A 19,301-nucleotide genomic window follows, 5' to 3' on the forward strand; every position below is an offset into this window, starting at 1 on the left:
ATTTCATGGCAGGTGCCTCGGAGGATTGGTTTACAGATGAACCAGGCGCGGTGCCGCGCCGGAAGTGCGGATGCGGGTGCCCGCCTCACGGGTGAGTTCCCTTGTGCTGCCGAACAGTCCGTCCAGGATCAGCACGCGGCGGATATGCCGCTGTAGGTCGTGTTCGGCGGTGAAGCCGATACCGCCGAGCGTCTGCTGACAGTGTCGAGCCGCGATCAGCGCCGCGCGTCCGGCTGCGGCTTTGGCGAGCAGGGCGCCGAAGTCGTCGTTGGCGGCCGTGAGTGTGGCCTCGGCGCCTTCGATGGCGACCAGCGTCTCGGCGAGGCGGTGTCGGATCGCTTGGAATGATGCGACAGGGCGCCCGAATTGCTTGCGGTCCAGAGCATGTCGGCGGGCCAGCGCCAGCATGGCGCGGCTACTGCCGAGCAGCCACCAGGCCAGGGCGCGACGACCGGCCGCCACTCCGACAGCGTTTCCGGTTCGTACCGGGTGCAGGGGGAGTTCCTCGTCCACCGTGGTGCCGGGGCGATCGGTGCGTTCCCAGACCACCCACGTCCCGCCCGCGAATGGCAGCGGGTGCGTGGTGCCGAGCGGTGTACCGGTGGCGTGGGCGATGACGTCGTTGAGCAGTGGCGCGTGCGCACCGGTTTCGCCCAACAGGCGGAACACCAAAGGTATTGCTACGTCGGGCATTTCGGTGAGCAGGTCTGGCCAACCGAGGTCGGCCAGCGCCTGATCGAGTTGCCGACCCGACGACACCGTCATCGTCTTACGCAGTGTGTCGGTGAGCAGCTCGAGCTCGGCGGTATCGGTATCGATGCTGGCCACGGCTTACTCCTTGCCCAGGTCGAGCAGACGGCGCGCGATGATATTGCGCTGGATCTCGGCCGTGCCGCCGTAGATGGTGGCCGCGCGCGAATAGAGGAATTCAGTGCGCAATTCGGGATCGGTCAGCTCTACCGAGCCGGGCAGCACGTCGCGAATGGTGTCGAACAGTTGCTGTTCGGCGCTCGCCAGCAGCACCTTGTCGATCGAGGTTTCCGGTCCCAGGTGCTGGCCGTCCGCCAGCCGCTGTTGGGTCAGCCGGGAGCGGCAGCGCAGCGTATGCAATGCCAGATAAGCGGCACCGAGGTCGGCATCGTCGGCCACCGTCGCCGCCGCCGCCAATCGGTCGAGTCGGGTGAAAAGATAAGCGCCCCGGTGCCAGAAGCAGGTGGAGCGCTCATGCGGGAGCAGATCCATCGCGACCCGCCAGCCATCACCGGGCTGCCCGAGCATGCGGTCGCCGGGCACCACGACATCGTCGAAATACACCTCGGCGAATTCGTCGACGCCGTGCATGGTGCGCAGCGGACGTACCGTAATACCGGGGGAGTCCATATCGAGGAAGAACGCGGTGATCCCGTCGTGCCCGGGGGCGGTACGGGTCAGCAGTACACAACGCGCCGAGTACTGGGCGAGGCTGGTCCATACCTTCTGGCCGATGACCACCCAATCATTGCCGCGCGCAATGGCTTTCGTTGTCAGCGAGGCGAGGTCGCTGCCCGACCCGGGCTCCGAGAAGCCCTGACACCACTGCTCACGCCCGGAAAGCAGCAACGGCACCATTTCCGCCGCCAACCCCGGGCGCGCATACGAAATCATCGTGGGCGCAAGCACTTCGACCATCGAATAGAGTCCGGGCTCGGCCAGGTCACGGGTGGCGACCTCCTCACCGAGTATCGCGCGGAGCATGGCGGGCCCGCCGAGACCACCGACTGCGGCGGGCCAGCCGTAGCGCATCCAGTCCGCGTCGAAGAGGGCCCGACGCACGCGGGCCAATTGCGCGACCTGACCGTCCAGCGAATGATCCGGACCGGGGGACAGATCGTGCTCGTCCAGCCAGGCCCGCACGCCGGACCGGAATTCGGACACGTCCATGGTCATCCGCGGGTGTTCTCGAAGGCGTGTGGGATACCCGAATCGTGCACACCGCTGCGGCGGATGAAGGTCATTCGGCGCGTTTTCAGCCGCCACCCGTCCGCGGTCCGCACGATGCTGTCGGTGTAGTAGCCGATGCGCATATCGTGGGTGCTGTGGTCGATGAAGCACAGCGGCTGGGTGCCAGCGGCCGTATCGCCATCGATATCGAGAACCGGTGTGCCCGTGAGGAAAAGCCCCTTCGGCGCGGCCGCGACCAGATCCGGGAACAGGTCGAGGGTGTAGGTGTCACCGAATGCGCTGTAGGTGCCGTCGGGGGTGAATACCGCGAGCAGGCCATCGATATCGCCCTTGGTGATCGTCACCGCGTAGCGGGCCAGCAGCTGCTGGATCTCCAGCAGATCGTCATTTCTGGACATGGACCTTGCCGCCTTTCATGACGAACCGCACGTTCTGGGTGACGGTGATATCGCGCACCGGATCGCCCGGCACGGCGATGATGTCGGCCAGCTGTCCCTCGGCCAGCCGTCCACGGTCGGTGACATCGATCAATTCGGCCGCGCGCACGGTGGCCGCCCGCAGCACATCGATCGGGCTCAGGCCGCGTTCGACCAATGCCACCAATTCGTCGGCATTGCGGCCGTGCGGAATCGCTGGTGCGTCGGTGCCGACGGCGATCTTCACCCCGGCCTCGTAGGCCGCCCGCACCGACGTGCGCGCCTTCGGGAACATCTCGGCCGCCTTGGCCTGCAAGGCCGGATCCGCCTTGGACACATCCATCGCATCGGCGAGCCGGGTGGTCGGCACCAACCAGGTGCCCGCCGCCACCATCATCTTGATCGCCTCGTCGTCGATGAGGAATCCGTGCTCGATGCAGTCGATTCCGGCCTCGACGGCATGTTTGACCGCCTCCGCCCCGTGCGTGTGCGCGGCGACTTTGAGCCCGCGCCGGTGCGCCTCGTCGACGATCGCGCGCAACTCCTCATCCGAATAGTGTTGTGCCCCGGGGGCTCCGGTGAGCGACATGACGCCACCGGAGACGCAGATCTTGATCAGCTGCGCGCCGTGCTTGATCTGGTACCGCACCGCCTTGCGCACCTCGTCGACGCCATTGGCGATGCCCTCCTCGAGGGTCAGCTTCAGCACGTCGGGCGCGAAGGCGGAGAACATGGTCGGATCGAGGTGGCCCCCGGTGGGGGTGATCGCATGTCCTGCCGGGACGATGCGCGGGCCCTCGATCCAGCCCGCGTCGATCGCCTTGCCGAGCGCCACATCCAGCAGGTAGCCGCCGGTCTTCACGAACAGTCCGAGATTGCGCACGGTGGTGAACCCTGCCCGCAGCGTGCGGCGGGCATTGCCCACCGCACGCAGCATGCGCAGTGCCGGATCGTCTTTCACACTGGAGGCCAGGCCGGTCTCGCCGCGACCGCCCATGAGGAGGTTGACCTCCATATCCATCAGGCCGGGCAGTAGCACGAGGTCACCGAGATCGATGACCTCGTCGGTGTCGTCCGTGCTCGCGCCGACGCCGACGATCCGATCGCCGTCGATGCGAACGATGCCGGGTCGGATTATCTCGCCGGTGTCGATATCGAGTAGACCGGCCGCCTTCAGTGTCAGCATGGGTTAGACCACCGGCTCCTTGATGACGTCGAGGTAGGCGGCGCCGGAGTCGGGCACTCGCGGCTGCTTCCACACCTCGATCGGGAAAGACACCATCACCAGCGACTGCAGCAGGTGGAACAGGTGCCGGGCGTCATCGGGCAGCTCGGACAACTCGAACTTGTCGCAGTAGTCCAGCGCCGCCTGCAGGCGCGGGAAGACGGTGTCGTACAGGTCCTGCATCTCCGCCATCGAGGAGGCCAGCCGCTTGGCGTAACGCTCGGGCTCGGTGGCCAGGATCCAGCCCGAAAACCGGTCCAGGTCGGCGAATTCGGCGGGCAGCGCCTTCTCAGTTGTTTCGGGCATCGCGGTACTCCTTGACGATCTTCTGGACGGTGAGGTGCAGGTGGCGCAGCAGCACCTCCTGGTCGTTGAGCGGGAATTCGGTGATCACACCGGTCTCGAGCATGGTCTGGGTCGCTTCGAGGGTGTTGGCGTCCTGCAGCGCGTATTCCTTGAATGTGACCGCCGCCAACTCCTTGCCGAGCCGTTCCCGCGCGCTCTTGGACGGCACGAAGTACAGATTCGCCTCGAAGATGTGCTTGTTCACCGCGGTTGGCCAGTAGTGGTAGGTCAGATACCAACCCGGCGCCCAGATCAGGATGCCGAAGTTCGGGAAGACCTCGAATTCGTCGACGCCCCAGGCCTTGTGGCCCGCGGGATTGACACCTGACGGCAGCGGATCCAGGCCCTCGATATCGGGCCGCTCCCACGGACCGAACAGGCCGCTGCGCAGTTCCCGTTCGATCGGCTTGACCATATTGATGTCCTTCGGCGGGGCCATACCGCCCCACGAGGACACCATCGAATGCGGGGTCCAGCACTCGTAGTGCAGTGCCTCGAAGCCGACATTGAGCAGCTTATCGGCCTCGTCCTTGACCGCCTGCTTCATATGCAGCACCGGCGCGTGGTAGAACTCGGCGAAGGCATCGATGAACAGTTTCCAGTTGCTGCCGATCTCGGCCTTGTAGCTGTAGACCTCGGTCATCTCGTGGAAGGGGTAGCCCTCCAGGCCTTTCGCCCATGCACCGAGATATCCCTCCAATGGCTGGGCGTTGTCGTCGAGGTTGACGAAGATGAAGCCCTCCCACACCTCGCAGCGCACGGCCTTGAGCCCGAACTTGCTCTTGTCGAGGTCGAAGAACTCCTTCTCCTGCTGGACGAAGGTGGCCTCACCCTCGAGGGTGTATCGCCAGGCGTGATATTTGCAGGTGAACTGTCGGCAGCTCCCGGCGGTCTCCTCGCCGGGGAAGTCGTCCCAGACCAGTTTGTTGCCGCGGTGCCTGCAGATGTTGTAGTAGGCCCGCACCTGCTGATCGTGGTCCTTGACGATGATCAACGAAGCGTTGACGCAGGCCAGCTCCCTGGTGAAATAGCTACCGACACGGGGCAACCGCTCGACCCGGCCGACATTGAGCCAGCTCTTTTTGAAGATGGCTTCCTGCTCGTCCTTGTAGAACTGGGGATCGGTCGAGTCGGTGAAGTCGACGACCTCGGTGCCGAGTTCGGGATAGTTCTCCGTCCAGCTGCCCGCCGTCGGTTTGGTGAAGTGTGGCAAGGGATTACCTTTCAGGGTCGGGCTGTACGCCGAAGGTGTTGAGCGCGATGGCCAGCAGGATGTAGCCGCCGACCGTGAAAACCAGGTCCATGCGCTGCTTTTCATCGAGTCGTTCGGCAAGTGCCGCCCAGGTCTGGTCGGACAGTTCGGATTTGTCGTCGAGTTCGTCGACGGCGGTGAGGACGAGGCGGTCGAAGTCGTCGGCGGCCTCACCGCGGGTGACGGCCTCGATCTCCTCGAGGGTCAGTCCGGCCTCCTGGCCGAACTGCAGATGATGAGCCCACTCGTAGGCGCAGCCGCGCCGGTGGGCGACCCGCAGGATCGTCAACTCGCGCACCCGGGGCGGCAATGTGGACCGGAACAGCAGGTAGACGCTGAATCCGAGGTAGGCCTCGGTCAGGTCCGGGTGCCGGGCCAGTGGCCCCATCGCTGGGCCCGCTCCTTCCGCATTGCGGATCGCGCGCGGCAGCAGCGTCTTGAAGGCGTCGCGGGTCCGGTCGTCCCATTGGTCCGCGGGCAACGGCGGCAGACGCACTCCTGTCCTCCTTTCGTGAGAATCAGATTCTCCAAAACTGAAGACTAGATTTCCATGGACGTCTGCGATAGTCAACGTCGGCGTTGCAACCGGGCGAAATCCCAGCTGATGATGTGGTCGGGCGTCAGTCGCAGCCAGCCGTGGCGGCCGTCGTAGCGAAAAGGCTGCCCGCCCATGTACTTGTCGGCGAACAGCCGCTCCGGTTCGATGAGGTCCTCGACCGGTGTGCCGGTGCGCGGCGTTTCGCCGACCACTTCGACGCGTCCGCGCAGTTCGACGCCGCGCAATTGCAGGAAGTCGGTGCCACCGTTATCGACGATCGCGCTGATCCGCGGATCGCGGGTGATATCGGTCCATCTGGCTGCGCACCAGCGAGTTGAGCCATAAGGCCGTGCCGTCCCAAGCGAACCACAGGGGGCTCGTATGCGGATGCCCGCCGGGGCCGATGGTGGCGACCCGGCAGATCGGCTGGTTCTGCAGGAAGGCGTCACGTTCGGTGGCGGTCATCGCGATGGCCTGTGCTCGTCGCTGTTCAGTCATGCCTATTTCCGATCAGATGTTGATTCTCCTATATTGAGAATATAGTTTTCCGATAGAGAGAGCGTTATGGCTGGCGAGGTCAGCCCGCGTGGAAAGGAGTCTCACCCATGACGGCGCCGATTCGTCCCGGTGAACAGTTCGCCAGCACCGTATGCGGCACGCGGGTGGTGGTGGTCCGCGCCCCGGCCGACGCTCGGCCGGACATCGCGTGCGGTGGCGCGCCGATGGTTCCCGCGGCCGCTGCCCCGCCCGCGAAATCGGCTGGGGCGGATGCGATCACCTTGATCGGGAAGCGCTATGTCGACGCCGCGGAGACCGTTGAACTGCTGTGCACCAGTTCCGGCACCGGCGAGCTGACCTGCAATGGGGCCGCGATGACCCTGAAGGCCGCCAAAGCGCTGCCTGCCTCCGACTGAAAGGGGTTGCCCCGTGCACGACGACACGAACGTCGGAGGCATGAATTTCGAACTCACCGAGGATCAGCAGCTGATTCGCGGCACGGTCGCCGAACTGTGCCGCAAGTTCGACGACCAGTACTGGATGGAAAAGGATCAGGCGCACGAATTCCCGACGGAGTTCTACAACGCCATCGCCGAGGGCGGCTGGCTTGGCATCACCATCCCGGAGGAATACGGCGGACACGGGTTGGGCATCACCGAGGCCACGCTGCTGGCCGAGGAGGTGTCACGATCGGGCGGCGGTATGAATGCCGCGAGCTCGATTCACATGTCGATCTTCGGCATGCATCCGGTGGTCGTGCACGGGTCCGCGGAGTTGAAACAGCGGACGCTGCCGCGCATCGCCAGCGGTGATCTGCACGTCTGCTTCGGTGTCACCGAACCCGGGGCGGGTCTGGACACCACCCACATCACCACCTTCGCGCGTCGCGATGGCGACCACTATGTCGTCAATGGTCGCAAGGTGTGGATCTCCAAAGCGATGGAGTCGGAGAAGATCCTGCTGCTGACCCGGACCCAGCGCTATGACGAGGTCACCAAGAAGACCGACGGCATGACGCTGTTCCTCACCGACCTCGATCGCGCGCACGTCGATATCCGGCCGATCGCGAAGATGGGGCGCAATGCCGTCACCTCCAACGAGGTCTTCATCGACGGGCTACACATCCCGGTCGAGGATCGAGTGGGGGAGGAAGGCAAGGGATTCAGCTATCTGCTCGACGGCCTGAATCCCGAGCGCATGCTGATCGCCGCCGAGGCACTCGGGCTGGGCAGGGTCGCACTCGACCGGGCCACGAAATACGCCAAGGAGCGGGTGGTATTCGGCAGACCGATCGGCATGAATCAGGGCATCCAATTCCCGCTGGCCGATTCGCTGGCCCACTTGGATGCCGCGGAGTTGGTGCTGCGCAAGGCAACCTGGCTCTACGACAACGGAAAGGCGTGCGGACGCGAGGCCAATACCGCCAAATACCTATGCGCCGACGCGGGATTCACCGCGGCCGATCGGGCACTGCAGACCCACGGCGGCATGGGTTACGCCGAGGAATACAACGTGGCCCGCTATTTCCGGGAGGCCCGCGTCATGCGGATCGCCCCGATCAGCCAGGAAATGATTCTGAACTACCTGGGCTCCCACACGCTGGGCCTACCCAGAAGCTATTAGCAGAGGCAGGAAATTACCGAATGGCAGCCAAGAACGGACTTTTCGAGCTGACCGGGCGGGCCGCGATGGTCACCGGCGCGGCAGGCGGCATCGGCTCCGCGGTGGCGCAGGCCCTCGCGGCGCAGGGGGCCGCGGTGCTGGTCACCGATGTCGACGCGGATGCGGCCGCGGCCGTCGCCGAGAAGATCACCGGAAACGGTGGTAGTGCGGCGAGTTTCGCCCTCGATGTGTCCGATCGGGCGGCCGCCGATGCCGCCGCGGCCAAGGCGGCCGAATTAGCCGGTGGCACCCTGCATATCGTGGTGAACAATGCCGGGGTCACCGATCCGCACATGTTCGCCGATACCAGCGTCGACTCGATGCGGCGACTGTTCGAGATCCACACGCTGGGCACCTTCAACTGCTCGCAGGCGGCCTTACCGTACCTGCCGACCGACGGCACCGGGCGCATCATCAACGTCACCTCATCGGCCGGATTGGTCGGCACGCTGGGGCAGGTCAATTACTCCGCGGCCAAGGCGGCCATCATCGGCATCACCAAATCCCTGGCTCGCGAATTGGCGCGCAAGAACATCCTGGTGAATGCGCTCGCCCCGCTGGCGGCCACGCCGATGACCGAAACCATTCGCACCGGCGACAAGTTCGCCGCGCAGATGCTGAATCGAATTCCCTTGCGGCGCTGGGCCGATCCGGCGGAGGTGGCCGGCGCCTTCGTCTTCCTCGCCTCCGATGCCGCCTCGTTCGTCACCGGGCAGGTGCTGCCGGTGGACGGCGGCATGGTGATGTGATGCCGGGTACGGCGCAGGCGGGACCGTTGGCGGGGATTACCGTCGTCACCCTGGAACAGGCGGTGTCGGCGCCGATGTGCACCCGCACACTCGCCGATTTCGGTGCTCGCGTGATCAAGATCGAAAATCCGGACGGCGGCGACTTCGCCCGGTATTACGACGATGTGGTCGAGGGACAGGCCGCGCATTTCGTCTGGGTCAACCGTGGCAAGGAATCGGTGACACTGGATCTGAAAACGCCCGCGGGCGTCGCGATTCTGCATCGCCTGCTGGATCGGGCCGAGGTTCTGGTGTCGAATTTGGCGCCTGGTGCGACCGACCGGCTCGGTCTGGCAGCGGCGGATCTGGCCGCGCGGCACCCGGAGCTGATCGCGGTATCGATCGACGGATTCGGTTCGGGCGGACCGCTGTCCCACAAGCGCGCCTACGACCTGCTGGTGCAGGCCGAATCGGGAGTGTGCGCGGTCACCGGATATCCGGATGCCCCGGCGAAACCGGGCCCGCCGATGGCCGATGTCATCACGGGACAATATGCGGCGCTGTCGATCTTGGCATCGATGTGCGGACGTCAGCGTCGGTCATCCGATGCGGGCGCGACGATCGCGGTCAGCCTGTTCGACACCATGGCCGATGTCATGGGCTATCACCTCACCTATGCCCGGCACTCCGGCATCGATATGCAACCGCTGGGTATGAGCTCGGCGGCGGTCGCACCCTACGGCGCCTACCGCACCGCGGACGGGCAAACCGTGGTGCTCGGCACCACCAACGATCGGGAGTGGCAGCGGTTGGCCCGCGACATCATCGACCGCCCCGACCTGGCCGACGACGCGGGCCTGCGCACCAATCCGGACCGTTGTAAACGGCGCGACACTCTCGATGAGGCCATCGGATCCTGGTGCGCCCGACACGATCTCGCACATATTCAGCAGCTCGCGGACGCGGCTGGAATCGGCAACTCGCGCTACAACCTGCCCAGCGAGGTCATCGCGCACCCGCAATTGTCGGCCCGCGATCGCTGGCGCACTATCGACACCCCCTCCGGTCCGATCCCGTCGCTGCTGCCACCGGCCATTGTCGACGGTTTCGACCCGCCGATGGGTGCGGTCCCCGGTCTGGGTGAGCACACCGACGCGGTGCTGTCCGAAATCGGCTGCGAGAGCGCAGAAATCGACGAGCTCCGGGCGGCGGGTGCGATCGGCCCGGCATATCGGCAACCCGCGGGGCGGGGATGATGAGGTCGCTGCTGACCGAGGATCGTGACGGCGTACGAACCTTGACCCTGAACCGGCCACATCGCAAGAATGCGATCGATGCCGAACTGTGGCACGCGCTGGCGGATGCGCTGCGGGCGGCCGCCGCCGATCGCAGCGTGCGAGCGCTGGTGCTCACCGGGGCCGGTGGCGCGTTCTGTTCCGGCGCGGACATTTCGGTGCCCGATAACGCGCATCCGGTGTATCGCATGCGGGCGTTGACCGATGTGGCGTTGCTACTGCACGAACTGCCGTTGCCGACGGTCGCGAAGGTGACCGGTGTCGCCGTCGGCGGTGGATGGAATCTGGCGCTCGGCTGCGATTTGGTGGTGGCCACGCCAGAGTCCCGTTTCTCGCAGATCTTCGCCCGTCGCGGGCTATCGCTGGATCTGGGTGGTTCCTGGTTACTACCGAAACTGGTTGGGCTGCAACAGGCCAAGCGGTTGGCATTGCTGGGCGAGATGATTGATGCCGAACAGGCGCGAGACTTGAATCTGGTGACGTGGGTGGTTCCCGCGCACGAAATCGACGCCTACGTCACGGATCTGGCCACGCGGCTGGCGGCAGGCCCACCGGTGGCCCTGGCCCAGACCAAGGCACTGCTCAATGCCGATCACACCTTGCGCGAGGCACTCGCCGGGGAGGCCGCCGCCCAGGGCCTCAATTTCGCCACCGCGGACGCCCCGGAGGCATTCGCGGCTTTCGCCGAGAAGCGGGAACCGCAGTTCGACGGTCGCTGGACCGTGCACAGACCACCGATCCGCGGTGCGGACCGGTCCGAACAGGGGAGTACAGCAGATGCGTGAGGTAGTGATCGCCGCGGCGGTGCGGACCGCGGTCGGCAAACGCAATGGCGGATTGTCGGGTACGCATCCGGCCGATTTATCAGCAATTGTGCTCAATGCGCTGGTGGGCCGCGCGGGCATCGACTTGGCGGTCATCGATGACGTCATCTGGGGTTGTGTCTCCCAAGTCGGCGATCAGTCCAGCAATATCGGGCGCTACGCGGTGCTCGCCGCGGGCTGGCCGGAAACCATCCCGGGCACCACGGTGAACCGGGCCTGCGGATCCAGCCAGCAGGCCCTGGATTTCGCCGCGCAGGCGGTGGCCTCCGGTGCGCAGGAGGTCGTGGTCGCGGGCGGCGTCGAGGTGATGAGTCGGGTGCCGCTGGGCGCCGCGCGCGCCGACGGCATGCCGTATGGTCCCAAAGCTACTGCGCGCTATGACGATTTCTCGTTCAACCAAGGCATCTCCGCCGAATTGATCGCGCAGAAATGGGGTTTCGACCGCACCCGGCTCGATGAGTTCTCGGTGCTCTCGCACGAACGGGCCGCCGCCGCTCAGGACCGCGGCGCGTTCGAGGAGCAGATCGTGGCCGTCGCAACCGATTCCGGGACGGTGATCGCAGACGAGGGCATCCGACCAGGCAGCACGGTCGAGAAACTGGCCGGGTTGAAACCCGCCTTCCAAGCCGATGGCGTCATCCATGCCGGTAACTCGTCGCAGATCTCCGACGGCGCCGCCGCGCTGTTGGTGACGACTGCGGACAAGGCGCGCGAGCTGGGGCTGACGCCGCTGGTGCGGTATCGGGCCGGTGCGGTCATAGGTGCCGATCCGGTGCTCATGCTGACCGCTCCGATTCCGGCCACCGAAAAGGTATTGCGCAAGGCGGGTATCGATCTGTCGGAGGTCGGTGTCTTCGAGGTGAACGAGGCATTCGCGCCGGTCCCGCTGGCCTGGCTGGCCGAAACCGGCGCCGACCCGGAGCTGCTCAATCCGCTGGGCGGCGCGATCGCCTTGGGCCACCCGCTCGGCGGCTCCGGAGCCGTATTGATGACCCGAATGATCCACCATATGCGCGACAACGGAATTCGCTACGGCCTGCAGACCATGTGTGAGGGCGGCGGCACCGCCAACGCCACCGTCGTCGAACTCGTGCACTGAAGGAGCCGACCGTGCGCCGAGACATTTTCACCCGAGACCACGAGGCGTTCCGGCAGCTGGCCCGCGAATTCATCGATAAGGAGGTGGTGCCGCATTACCCGGATTGGGAGCGGGCCGGACAGATGCCGCGCGAAATCTTCGAGCGGATGGGCGAACTCGGCTTACTCGGCACCGCGATTCCGGAGGAGTACGGGGGCGGTGGCGTACGGGACTATCGGTTCAATGCCGTGCTGCAGGAGGAGGCCTACCGCGCGCTCGTCACGCTCGGTACCGTCCGCACCCAGATCGACGTGATCCTGCCCTACTTCTTGGAGTACGCCGATGCCGAACAGCGCGATCGCTGGTTTCCGGGTCTGGCCAGCGGCAAGCTGCTGACCGCGATCGCCATGACCGAGCCGGGCACCGGCTCGGATCTGGCCGGTGTGCGGACCACCGCGGTTCGCGATGGCCAGGAGTACATACTCAACGGCGCAAAGACATTCATCACCGGTGGTCTGCTCGCGGACCTGGTGATCGTGGTGGCCCGCACCTCGTCCGATCCGGATAACCGGCGCGCGGGCCTGAGCCTGATCGTGGTGGAAAGCGGCCGAACCGGATTCACCAAGGGCCGGGTCCTGGACAAGCTGGGCTGCAAGGTGCAGGACACGGTGGAGCTGGCATTCGACAATGTGCGTGTGCCGGTGGCGAACCGGCTCGGTGCCGAGGGACAGGCCTTCGCCTATCTCGGCCACAATCTCGCGCAGGAGCGGATCACGGTGGCCGTTGGCTCAGTGGCGCAAGCCAGGTCCGCGATCGCCGCGACCATCGAATATGTGCGCCAGCGCAAGGTTTTCGGCCAGCCGGTGGCGGCGTACCAGAACACGAAATTCGAGCTGGCCGCGCTGTCGACGGAGGTGGAGGCGGCTCAGACCATGGTCGATCGGGCGGTGCTGGAATTGGTCGAGGGGCAGCTCTCGGGTGCCGATGCCGCGCGGGTCAAGCTGTTCTGCACCGAAGTGCAGGCGCGGGTGGTGGATCGCTGCTTACAACTGTTCGGCGGCTACGGCTACATGACGGAATATCCCATCGCCCGGCTCTACGCCGATGCGCGTGTCGCTCGCATTTATGCCGGTACGAGTGAGGTGATGAAAATGATCATAGCCAAATCACTCGGGCTGTGATCCAGCACGAAAATCGGGCGACCTGAGACCCTTGTCACGGTCTCCAAACCGACCTACTGTGGCTTCAGTAGGTTGATCGAACGAAGGAGTTCGGTGTCCGATCCGGAAACCGGTAGCCCGCGGCCATATGAGACGTTGCTGGCCAAAGGCGAGCACCGCAAGCTGCAGATTCTCGCCGTCGCACAGCGACTGCTCACGCGCAACGGCTGGCGTAATACGACGCTGGCGCAGATCGCGCGGGAGGCCGGGGTCAGTACGGCTGGGGTGCTGCATCACTTCGAGTCCAAGGAGCAGCTACTGCATGCGGTACTCGAGGCTCGCGACACCGATGACGAACTTCACACCGACCGCCGACGCGATCTGATCGAGCAGCTCGAAAACGTCGTCGACCGGTTCCGCCGCTCGCCGGATCTGGTCGGCATGTTCACCGTGCTGCTTGTCGAGAATCTCGATCCGGATGCGCCGCTGCACGATCGCCTGCTCGGTCGGTACCGAGCCGCCGTCGCCACCATTGCCGGCGGCATCCGACGCGGCCAGCGCGCGGGCCGGTACCGCACCGATTTGGACCCTGCCGTCAAGGCTGTGGAGATAGTCGCATTTCTGAACGGGATGGAAACCTCATGGATGCTCGACCCCTCGATACCACTGAACCGGGTCTTCACGGAGTACGTCCGCTCACTCGAGCGCGAGCTCATGCCCGCAAGCACCCGCTGAGATATCGGCTGGCGGTGATCGCCCCCGATGTCGCCGATGTGGTGCGGTACTCAGGTGGCTGGCTGTTCGATCGGGCGATGGCCGGGTGGGAGGTGACCGTCTGCGTGGGCGACCCCACCGATATTCGACCGCTGCGCATCCTCGGGGCGACCGTGCTCGACCTGGAGAGTTCGCTGTCATCGCTATCGGATGCGGGCGTATGGCCGAACGGAATGGCCATTGCCGCAAAGGTTTTCGAATCGGATCCGCGGGTCCGCCAAGGGGTGCTGCGGAATATCGAGGATCGGTCGTTCGAGGTGACGGTCTGGGGTGCCGCCTGTCCGAGCGAACTCGATTGCCGGACAGAGGGAGTGCAGCACCGGCTGAGCGTAGCCGCGTGCGCGTTCAAGGCGCGGGCATTGGCGGCGCTGGGACAACCGGTCGACGTGCTCGAGGACGTGGAGATCTTCCGCTGCAGTGAAACTCAGGATCGCCTGGCGGCAGATCTTCTTCCCGTTGGCTGAAAGGCCCGCTGAAATGTATTGAGCCGCAGGGTAGTTGTGCGTCCCGTGGAATCGCCGAGAACGAACACGGGACGACACCCCGGCGAGTCGCAAGCTATTCCGGCATTTCTGGACCGATATCGCCGTATCGAACATATTTGCGCTCGCTACCAGTACGGTCGCGCCAATGGTCAGCTCCCGACATGAGGCGGACTCGACCGCACGGGAGGTTGTTGATGACGCCGAATCCATCGACGGCCTCTTCGCGGAAGATGCCGCGCCTATGGATGTAGCGGCTTCGGGGTAGCCACCACCGTCGGTGATCTGCCCATGGCGAAAGTGCGCTGCCGTACTCCGCCGCTACGTCACCATCACGTCATCGACCTGGTTAGCATGATTTGGATTGGCGGCCAACAGGTGTCGTTGTAACGGACGATGCGTTCGGATCGAGCAGGATTTTGCCGATGGCCTGCCCGTCGGCGACCTGCCGTAGTGCGGCGGCCGCCTCGGTGAGTGGATACACAGCGCTGATGTGCGGGAGGACGCGGCCGGTGGTCAACAGTTCCCGCAGTTCGTCCTCGTTGCGCCGGAATTCGGCCGGGTCCAGGTCTTGGAATTGGAAGCCCGATACGTGTATTCCCTTGACCAGAACCAGATTCAGTGGAATCCGCGGGATCTCCCCGGAGGCGAAGCCGACAGTGACGAATCGCCCGCCGCGGCGCAGCGACCGCAGCGTGGGCTCCGACAGTCGCCCACCAACCGGGTCGATGACGGCATGGGCGCCATCGGGCAGTGCTTGCTTCAGTGCCGCGCGCAGGTCACCGCTGGTGTAGTCGATCAGCTCGGTGGCACCGTAAGCGGCTGCGGCACTGAGCTTTTCGGCGGAGGACGCGACCGCAGTGACCTCGGCACCCAAATGGACCCCGAGCTGTACCGCCGCAAGCCCGACTCCGCCACCGGCCCCGAGTACCAGCAGCCGATTTCCAGGCTGAACCCGGGCTACCGACCGCAGTGTGTGATACGCCGTGCGGTACGCGACACCGAACGCAGCGGCACATTGGTCGTCGACTCCGTCGGGGATGCGGCCGAGTCCGGCGGCGGGCACGGCGACCTCTTCCGCGAATGCCCCGACGATTCCGGTGCCGGTGACCCGGTCGCCGATGGCGAATTCGGTGATGTCATCGGCGGTTTCGGCTACCGTACCGGCGAATTCGCTGCCCGGCACGAACGGTGTCGGCACCTTGATCTGATATTCGCCGGCGATCACCAACACATCGGGGAAGTTGACCGCCGCCGCGCCGACCCGCACTCGAACCTGTCCCGATTCGAGTGCGGGCGCCGGACGGTCTTCGATGCGCACGACCTCCGGCGGCCCATAGGCCGGGCAGATCACCGCGCGCATATCACCGGCCTCGCCAATTCGGCGCGCGCTTCTCGGTGAAGGCGCGGGCCCCCTCCTTGGCGTCGTCGCTGCCGAATACCAGTGCCTGCCATTCGCCGAGCCGTTCGTTGGCTCCGGCGAAATCCGAAACAGCAAGGCGTGCTAGCTCTTTCGCGGCGGCTAGTCCGAGCGGGGCATGGGCGGCGATGCGCTCGGCCATGGCCAGTGCGGTCGAGAACACGGCATCCGGTTCGGCCACTGCATTCACCAGCCCGATCCGTTCGGCGCGTTCGGCGTCGACGAGATCACCGGTCAGTAGCAGCTCGAGTGCGATGCCGAGGGGGATCCGGGTGCCGATGAAGGTACCGCCGCCGGCCGCGAAGAGTCCGCGCTTGACCTCGGGGAAGCCGAACTTCGCCGCCGCGGAGGCCACGATCACATCGCAGCCGAGCAGTAGTTCCAGTCCACCGCCGACGGCGCTGCCATTGGCCGCGCCGATCACCGGGACGCTCACCTGTCCCTTGGCCAGTCGAGCGTAGGCCTCGGCTTCCGCGCCGCTGACGAAGTCTTCGCCACTGGCGAAGGCGCGCAGGTCCATCCCCGAGCAGAAGGCGCGATCACCAGCGCCGGTGAGCACGACGGCCCGCACCAGCGGATCGGCCTCGGCCGCGATGATCGCCGCGCCGATTCCGCGCATCATGGTGCCGGTCAACGCATTTCGCGCATCCGGACGGTTGAGCCGGACGACCATGACCGGGCCGTGCCGGTCGAGTACGAATTCCGCCTCGCTCATGACCGCATCTCGCAGGCGCTCGGCTCCGTCATGACCGACAGGTCGGCTGTGTTGATTGTTCGCTCGCTCATGACCTGTACTCCGTACTCTCGGCCAATTCGGCGGCGGCGCGCATGGTATCGACGACAATCGGGCCGAATGCCGACAGCTTGACATCACCCTTGGCGCGTTGGAAACCGCGCTCGAGCACGATGGCCAGCTTCCACTTGGCCAGGATCAGGTAGTAGTCGATATCGTCGACTTGACGCCCGGACACCTGCGCGTAGTGCGCGAGCATCTGCTCACGCGAGGGCATGTACTGCATATTGGCGTAGCCCTTGTCGGCCACGGCCGGGTCGCTGGTGTCCGCCGGCCACCCCTGCAGCATCCAGCCCAGATCGAGTTTCGGATCGCCGACGGTACCCATCTCCCAGTCCACCAGCGCCGCCAGCCGCGCCGGTCCGCCGTGGTGGAACATCACATTGGCGAATTGGTAGTCGCCGTGCATCAGGCCCGGGATGTAGTCGAGCGGGCGGTGCGTGCGCAGCCATTCGGTGGCCACATCCATGCCCTCGAGCGTGCGCGCGCCATCGATCTTGTCGTAGAAGCTCAGCCACCGCGACACTTGTCGCTCGTGATACCCGTCCGGACGGCCGAGATCCCGCAGGCCCTTCGCCTGCCAATCCACCTTGGATAGCAACGCGATTCCCTCGGCCAGCTGATAGCCGAGTCCGGCCCGCGCCCGCAGATCGGAATCGAACGGCTCCGGCCAGACGCCGCGATGGTCCATCGGCGACCAGCCTTCGACGAAGCCCATCAGGTAGAAGGTGCGGCCGAGTACCGAGGAGTCGGTGCAGACTCCGACGGCGGCGGTATGCGGGACATCGGTGCCGTCGAGGGCCTCGATGATCCGCCACTCGCGCAAGATGCCCGCGTCCCGGTCGGCGGGCGCCTCGGCGGGTGGGATGCGCAGGACGCTGAGGTGTTCGCCGCGGCGGATCTGATAGATCTCGTTCTGGGTGCCGCCGGACAGGAACCGGGTTTCCAGGGGTTCGCCCTTACCGGGCAGGCCCTGGCCGTCCATCCAATCGGCGAGCCGGGTGGTATCGATACTCACTGGTTGCCTACTTCGTGCTCGAGATATTCGGCGAACTTCGCCCGGGCGGCTTCCTGTTTTCCGGGAATCCACTCGGTGGGCCACATGCCTTCGGTGGGCTGGTAGTCGCGCAGCACCTGCTTGGCCACGGTGGTCTTGTGCACTTCGGTCGGCCCGTCGGCCAGCCCCATGACACCGGCTCCGTGGATCATCCGGAAGAACGGCATCTCGTTGGTGGTGCCCAATGCGCCGTGCACTTGCATTGCGCGCCAAGCGATATCGTGCAGCACCGTCGGCATCACGATCTTTGCCGTGGCAATGTCCTTGCGGACCTTCTTGTAGTCGTTGTACTTGTCGATCTTCCAGGCGGTGTGCAGGACGAACAGTCGGAACTGGGCCAGCTGGGCGTAGGAATCGGCGATATAGCCCTGGACGAACTGCTTATCGGCCAACCGGCTGCCCGCGGTGGTACGCGACAGTGCCCGCTCGCACATCATGTCGATGGCCTTCTGCGCGAGCCCGATGGTGCGCATCGCATGGTGGATGCGGCCGCCGCCGAGACGGGTCTGCGCGATGACGAAGGCTTCGCCCTCACCGCCGAGCAGGGATTCGGCAGGCACCCGCACGTTTTCGTAGTGGATGAGTGCGTGGCTGCCGTCGTTCATCGGCTCGCCGTAGAGGCCGACGTTGCGGACGATTTTGATACCAGGGGTGTCGGTGGGCACCAGGAATATCGACATGCCCTGGTACGGACTCACCTCCGTATTCGTCACGGCCATGACGATCAGAAAGGAAGCTGTTCTCGCGTTGGAGGAGAAGAACTTCCAGCCGTTGATGATCCAGTCGTCACCGTCGCGCACCGCCCGGGTCTCGAACCGGGTCGGATCGGCACCAGCCTGCGGTTCGGTCATCGAATAGCTGGAGAACAGCTCACCATCGAGCAGCGGCTGCAGGTAGCGCTGCTTTTGATCGGGTGTTCCGTAGTGGGCGATGATCTCGGCATTGCCGGTATCGGGCGCCTGGCAGCCGAAAACTATCGGCGCCCAAGAGGAACGGCCCAGAATCTCGTTGAGCAGCGCGAGTTTCAGCTGTCCGTAGCCTTGGCCGCCCAAATCCGGTCCTAGATGCGTGGCCCACAGGCCCTGTCGCCGCACCTCCTCCTTGAGCGGCTGGATCGCCTTGCGCCGCGCGCCGTCCAGCGGGACGAACTGCTCGTGCTCCCAAACGAGGTCGAGCGGTTCGACCTCCGCGCGCACGAACTCATCTGCCCAATCCAACCTCTTCTGGTACTCCGGATCGGTCTCGAAATCCCACGCCATTGCAACTCCTCTCGTCTGGTGAGAATATCCTTCTCATGATGAAGAACGCAATTCTTTCCGTGGTTGTCACATGATGAGGGCCGAGGATCAGTTCCACGTCGGAATCGTGGCGGTGGACTTCGAGGCCACCTTGGCGACGCTGTCCGCCGTGCTCGGCAGCGAGTGGGGACCCGAAGTAGGCGGCCCTGTCGCGGTGCGGCTGCCCGGCCGCGAAGCCGTCCTGGAGTTGAAATGCCGATACTCGACGACCGTGCCGCGATTAGAGGTCGTCCGCAGCGTGGCAGGCACGCTGTGGGAACCGGTGCGCGACGCCGGAATCCATCACATCGGGTACTGGTCCGATGACGTGGTCGCCGACGTCGTCGAACTCGAGAGCCACGGATACCTCATCGAGGCCACCAGGGCCGCGGACGCCGGGCGGCTGTTTTTCGCATTTCTGCGCGCCGCCAACGGGTTCCGGGTGGAGCTGGTCGATCGGTCGGCGGAATCGGGACTGTCTCGCTGCTGGGCGCACTCGGACATTCGATAGCCACGCCGCATTGCCGTCCGTGATC

Annotated in this window: 23 protein-coding genes; 10 read left to right on the forward strand and 13 right to left on the reverse strand. The window is 65.2% G+C overall.

Annotated features, from left to right (window positions below; genetic code table 11):
- Nucleotides 1–30: 30 nt before the first annotated feature.
- From ACIBG0_RS00645 to ACIBG0_RS00685, 9 genes are all read right to left on the reverse strand, one after another.
- Nucleotides 31–765, reverse strand: coding sequence for an acyl-CoA dehydrogenase family protein (locus ACIBG0_RS00645; RefSeq protein ID WP_397030128.1), 735 nt, complete (start codon nt 763–765; stop codon nt 31–33).
- A 66-nt stretch (nt 766–831) separates the two neighbouring features.
- On the reverse strand, nt 832–1,920 hold the full coding sequence (locus tag ACIBG0_RS00650) for an acyl-CoA dehydrogenase family protein (RefSeq protein ID WP_397030130.1): 1,089 nt from the start codon (nt 1,918–1,920) through the stop codon (nt 832–834).
- 2 nt (nt 1,921–1,922) lie between these two features.
- A complete protein-coding gene (locus tag ACIBG0_RS00655) occupies nt 1,923–2,339 on the reverse strand; it encodes a nuclear transport factor 2 family protein (protein ID WP_397027955.1) in 417 nt (138 codons plus the stop codon).
- Nucleotides 2,326–3,543 (reverse strand): amidohydrolase family protein, encoded by a 1,218-nt coding sequence (locus ACIBG0_RS00660; RefSeq protein WP_397027957.1) that lies wholly within the window; start codon nt 3,541–3,543, stop codon nt 2,326–2,328. Before ACIBG0_RS00660 ends, ACIBG0_RS00655 begins: the two co-directional genes overlap by 14 nt.
- A gap of 3 nt (nt 3,544–3,546) precedes the next feature.
- Nucleotides 3,547–3,888 (reverse strand): hypothetical protein, encoded by a 342-nt coding sequence (locus tag ACIBG0_RS00665; protein ID WP_364342953.1) that lies wholly within the window; start codon nt 3,886–3,888, stop codon nt 3,547–3,549.
- The gene (locus ACIBG0_RS00670; protein ID WP_397027960.1) at nt 3,872–5,140 is read right to left on the reverse strand and encodes an aromatic ring-hydroxylating dioxygenase subunit alpha; all 1,269 of its coding nucleotides are present in this window, start codon (nt 5,138–5,140) and stop codon (nt 3,872–3,874) included. The genes ACIBG0_RS00665 and ACIBG0_RS00670 overlap by 17 nt, the downstream gene beginning before the upstream one ends.
- Before the next feature lie 4 nt (nt 5,141–5,144).
- On the reverse strand, nt 5,145–5,675 hold the full coding sequence (locus ACIBG0_RS00675; protein ID WP_397027962.1) for a carboxymuconolactone decarboxylase family protein: 531 nt from the start codon (nt 5,673–5,675) through the stop codon (nt 5,145–5,147).
- A gap of 71 nt (nt 5,676–5,746) precedes the next feature.
- Nucleotides 5,747–5,962 (reverse strand): hypothetical protein, encoded by a 216-nt coding sequence (locus ACIBG0_RS00680; RefSeq protein ID WP_397027964.1) that lies wholly within the window; start codon nt 5,960–5,962, stop codon nt 5,747–5,749.
- 22 nt (nt 5,963–5,984) lie between these two features.
- Nucleotides 5,985–6,215 (reverse strand): pyridoxamine 5'-phosphate oxidase family protein, encoded by a 231-nt coding sequence (locus ACIBG0_RS00685; RefSeq protein ID WP_397027966.1) that lies wholly within the window; start codon nt 6,213–6,215, stop codon nt 5,985–5,987.
- 107 nt (nt 6,216–6,322) lie between these two features.
- On the opposite strand from ACIBG0_RS00685, the gene ACIBG0_RS00690 reads away from it, so the two are divergent.
- The 9 genes from ACIBG0_RS00690 to ACIBG0_RS00730 all read left to right on the forward strand — a co-directional run bounded on the left by ACIBG0_RS00690 (nt 6,323) and on the right by ACIBG0_RS00730 (nt 14,200).
- A complete protein-coding gene (locus tag ACIBG0_RS00690; protein WP_397027967.1) occupies nt 6,323–6,631 on the forward strand; it encodes a hypothetical protein in 309 nt (102 codons plus the stop codon).
- A 40-nt stretch (nt 6,632–6,671) separates the two neighbouring features.
- Nucleotides 6,672–7,838, forward strand: coding sequence for an acyl-CoA dehydrogenase family protein (locus ACIBG0_RS00695; RefSeq protein ID WP_397027969.1), 1,167 nt, complete (start codon nt 6,672–6,674; stop codon nt 7,836–7,838).
- A gap of 20 nt (nt 7,839–7,858) precedes the next feature.
- Complete coding sequence (locus ACIBG0_RS00700; RefSeq protein WP_327100712.1) at nt 7,859–8,626, forward strand: SDR family NAD(P)-dependent oxidoreductase; 768 nt, start codon at nt 7,859–7,861, stop codon at nt 8,624–8,626.
- Entirely contained in the window at nt 8,626–9,861 is a 1,236-nt protein-coding gene (locus ACIBG0_RS00705; protein ID WP_397027971.1) for a CaiB/BaiF CoA transferase family protein, read from the forward strand. Before ACIBG0_RS00700 ends, ACIBG0_RS00705 begins: the two co-directional genes overlap by 1 nt.
- A complete protein-coding gene (locus tag ACIBG0_RS00710) occupies nt 9,858–10,685 on the forward strand; it encodes an enoyl-CoA hydratase/isomerase family protein (RefSeq protein WP_397027973.1) in 828 nt (275 codons plus the stop codon). The genes ACIBG0_RS00705 and ACIBG0_RS00710 overlap by 4 nt, the downstream gene beginning before the upstream one ends.
- On the forward strand, nt 10,678–11,823 hold the full coding sequence (locus tag ACIBG0_RS00715) for a thiolase family protein (protein ID WP_397027975.1): 1,146 nt from the start codon (nt 10,678–10,680) through the stop codon (nt 11,821–11,823). The genes ACIBG0_RS00710 and ACIBG0_RS00715 overlap by 8 nt, the downstream gene beginning before the upstream one ends.
- A gap of 11 nt (nt 11,824–11,834) precedes the next feature.
- Nucleotides 11,835–12,983, forward strand: a complete 1,149-nt coding sequence (locus tag ACIBG0_RS00720) for an acyl-CoA dehydrogenase family protein (protein WP_397027976.1) — start codon at nt 11,835–11,837, stop codon at nt 12,981–12,983.
- A gap of 93 nt (nt 12,984–13,076) precedes the next feature.
- A complete protein-coding gene (locus ACIBG0_RS00725; RefSeq protein WP_397027978.1) occupies nt 13,077–13,697 on the forward strand; it encodes a TetR/AcrR family transcriptional regulator in 621 nt (206 codons plus the stop codon).
- Nucleotides 13,694–14,200, forward strand: coding sequence for a hypothetical protein (locus ACIBG0_RS00730; protein WP_397030132.1), 507 nt, complete (start codon nt 13,694–13,696; stop codon nt 14,198–14,200). The genes ACIBG0_RS00725 and ACIBG0_RS00730 overlap by 4 nt, the downstream gene beginning before the upstream one ends.
- 367 nt (nt 14,201–14,567) lie before the next feature.
- Here ACIBG0_RS00730 and ACIBG0_RS00735 read toward each other — a convergent pair whose 3' ends face one another.
- The 4 genes from ACIBG0_RS00735 to ACIBG0_RS00750 all read right to left on the reverse strand — a co-directional run bounded on the left by ACIBG0_RS00735 (nt 14,568) and on the right by ACIBG0_RS00750 (nt 18,747).
- Nucleotides 14,568–15,581: an NADPH:quinone oxidoreductase family protein gene (locus ACIBG0_RS00735; RefSeq protein ID WP_397027980.1), complete on the reverse strand. Its 1,014-nt coding sequence runs from the start codon at nt 15,579–15,581 to the stop codon at nt 14,568–14,570.
- A gap of 1 nt (nt 15,582) precedes the next feature.
- Complete coding sequence (locus tag ACIBG0_RS00740) at nt 15,583–16,353, reverse strand: enoyl-CoA hydratase-related protein (RefSeq protein WP_397027982.1); 771 nt, start codon at nt 16,351–16,353, stop codon at nt 15,583–15,585.
- A gap of 67 nt (nt 16,354–16,420) precedes the next feature.
- Nucleotides 16,421–17,416, reverse strand: coding sequence for a phosphotransferase family protein (locus tag ACIBG0_RS00745; RefSeq protein ID WP_397030134.1), 996 nt, complete (start codon nt 17,414–17,416; stop codon nt 16,421–16,423).
- 29 nt (nt 17,417–17,445) lie between these two features.
- Complete coding sequence (locus ACIBG0_RS00750) at nt 17,446–18,747, reverse strand: acyl-CoA dehydrogenase family protein (RefSeq protein WP_397027983.1); 1,302 nt, start codon at nt 18,745–18,747, stop codon at nt 17,446–17,448.
- Between the two features lie 70 nt (nt 18,748–18,817).
- Here ACIBG0_RS00750 and ACIBG0_RS00755 point away from each other — a divergent pair, with 70 nt between their 5' ends.
- Entirely contained in the window at nt 18,818–19,276 is a 459-nt protein-coding gene (locus ACIBG0_RS00755; RefSeq protein ID WP_397027985.1) for a VOC family protein, read from the forward strand.
- Nucleotides 19,277–19,301: the final 25 nt, after the last annotated feature.

Origin of the sequence: Nocardia sp. NPDC050630 (genome assembly GCF_044457245.1) — a bacterium.
In the GTDB taxonomy this organism is placed as follows: domain Bacteria; phylum Actinomycetota; class Actinomycetes; order Mycobacteriales; family Mycobacteriaceae; genus Nocardia.

What these genes read in the sequence shown, in the direction of transcription:
- ACIBG0_RS00645 (WP_397030128.1), bottom strand. Translation starts at nt 765, where the DNA reads ATGACGGTGTCGTCGGGTCGGCAACTCGATCAGGCGCTGGCCGACCTC.
- ACIBG0_RS00650 (WP_397030130.1), bottom strand. Translation starts at nt 1,920, where the DNA reads ATGGACGTGTCCGAATTCCGGTCCGGCGTGCGGGCCTGGCTGGACGAG.
- ACIBG0_RS00655 (WP_397027955.1), bottom strand. Translation starts at nt 2,339, where the DNA reads ATGTCCAGAAATGACGATCTGCTGGAGATCCAGCAGCTGCTGGCCCGC.
- ACIBG0_RS00660 (WP_397027957.1), bottom strand. Translation starts at nt 3,543, where the DNA reads ATGCTGACACTGAAGGCGGCCGGTCTACTCGATATCGACACCGGCGAG.
- ACIBG0_RS00665 (WP_364342953.1), bottom strand. Translation starts at nt 3,888, where the DNA reads ATGCCCGAAACAACTGAGAAGGCGCTGCCCGCCGAATTCGCCGACCTG.
- ACIBG0_RS00685 (WP_397027966.1), bottom strand. Translation starts at nt 6,215, where the DNA reads ATGACTGAACAGCGACGAGCACAGGCCATCGCGATGACCGCCACCGAA.
- ACIBG0_RS00690 (WP_397027967.1), top strand. Translation starts at nt 6,323, where the DNA reads ATGACGGCGCCGATTCGTCCCGGTGAACAGTTCGCCAGCACCGTATGC.
- ACIBG0_RS00695 (WP_397027969.1), top strand. Translation starts at nt 6,672, where the DNA reads ATGAATTTCGAACTCACCGAGGATCAGCAGCTGATTCGCGGCACGGTC.
- ACIBG0_RS00700 (WP_327100712.1), top strand. Translation starts at nt 7,859, where the DNA reads ATGGCAGCCAAGAACGGACTTTTCGAGCTGACCGGGCGGGCCGCGATG.
- ACIBG0_RS00705 (WP_397027971.1), top strand. Translation starts at nt 8,626, where the DNA reads ATGCCGGGTACGGCGCAGGCGGGACCGTTGGCGGGGATTACCGTCGTC.
- ACIBG0_RS00710 (WP_397027973.1), top strand. Translation starts at nt 9,858, where the DNA reads ATGATGAGGTCGCTGCTGACCGAGGATCGTGACGGCGTACGAACCTTG.
- ACIBG0_RS00715 (WP_397027975.1), top strand. Translation starts at nt 10,678, where the DNA reads ATGCGTGAGGTAGTGATCGCCGCGGCGGTGCGGACCGCGGTCGGCAAA.
- ACIBG0_RS00735 (WP_397027980.1), bottom strand. Translation starts at nt 15,581, where the DNA reads ATGCGCGCGGTGATCTGCCCGGCCTATGGGCCGCCGGAGGTCGTGCGC.
- ACIBG0_RS00740 (WP_397027982.1), bottom strand. Translation starts at nt 16,353, where the DNA reads ATGAGCGAGGCGGAATTCGTACTCGACCGGCACGGCCCGGTCATGGTC.
- ACIBG0_RS00745 (WP_397030134.1), bottom strand. Translation starts at nt 17,416, where the DNA reads ATGGACGGCCAGGGCCTGCCCGGTAAGGGCGAACCCCTGGAAACCCGG.
- ACIBG0_RS00750 (WP_397027983.1), bottom strand. Translation starts at nt 18,747, where the DNA reads ATGGCGTGGGATTTCGAGACCGATCCGGAGTACCAGAAGAGGTTGGAT.
- ACIBG0_RS00755 (WP_397027985.1), top strand. Translation starts at nt 18,818, where the DNA reads ATGATGAGGGCCGAGGATCAGTTCCACGTCGGAATCGTGGCGGTGGAC.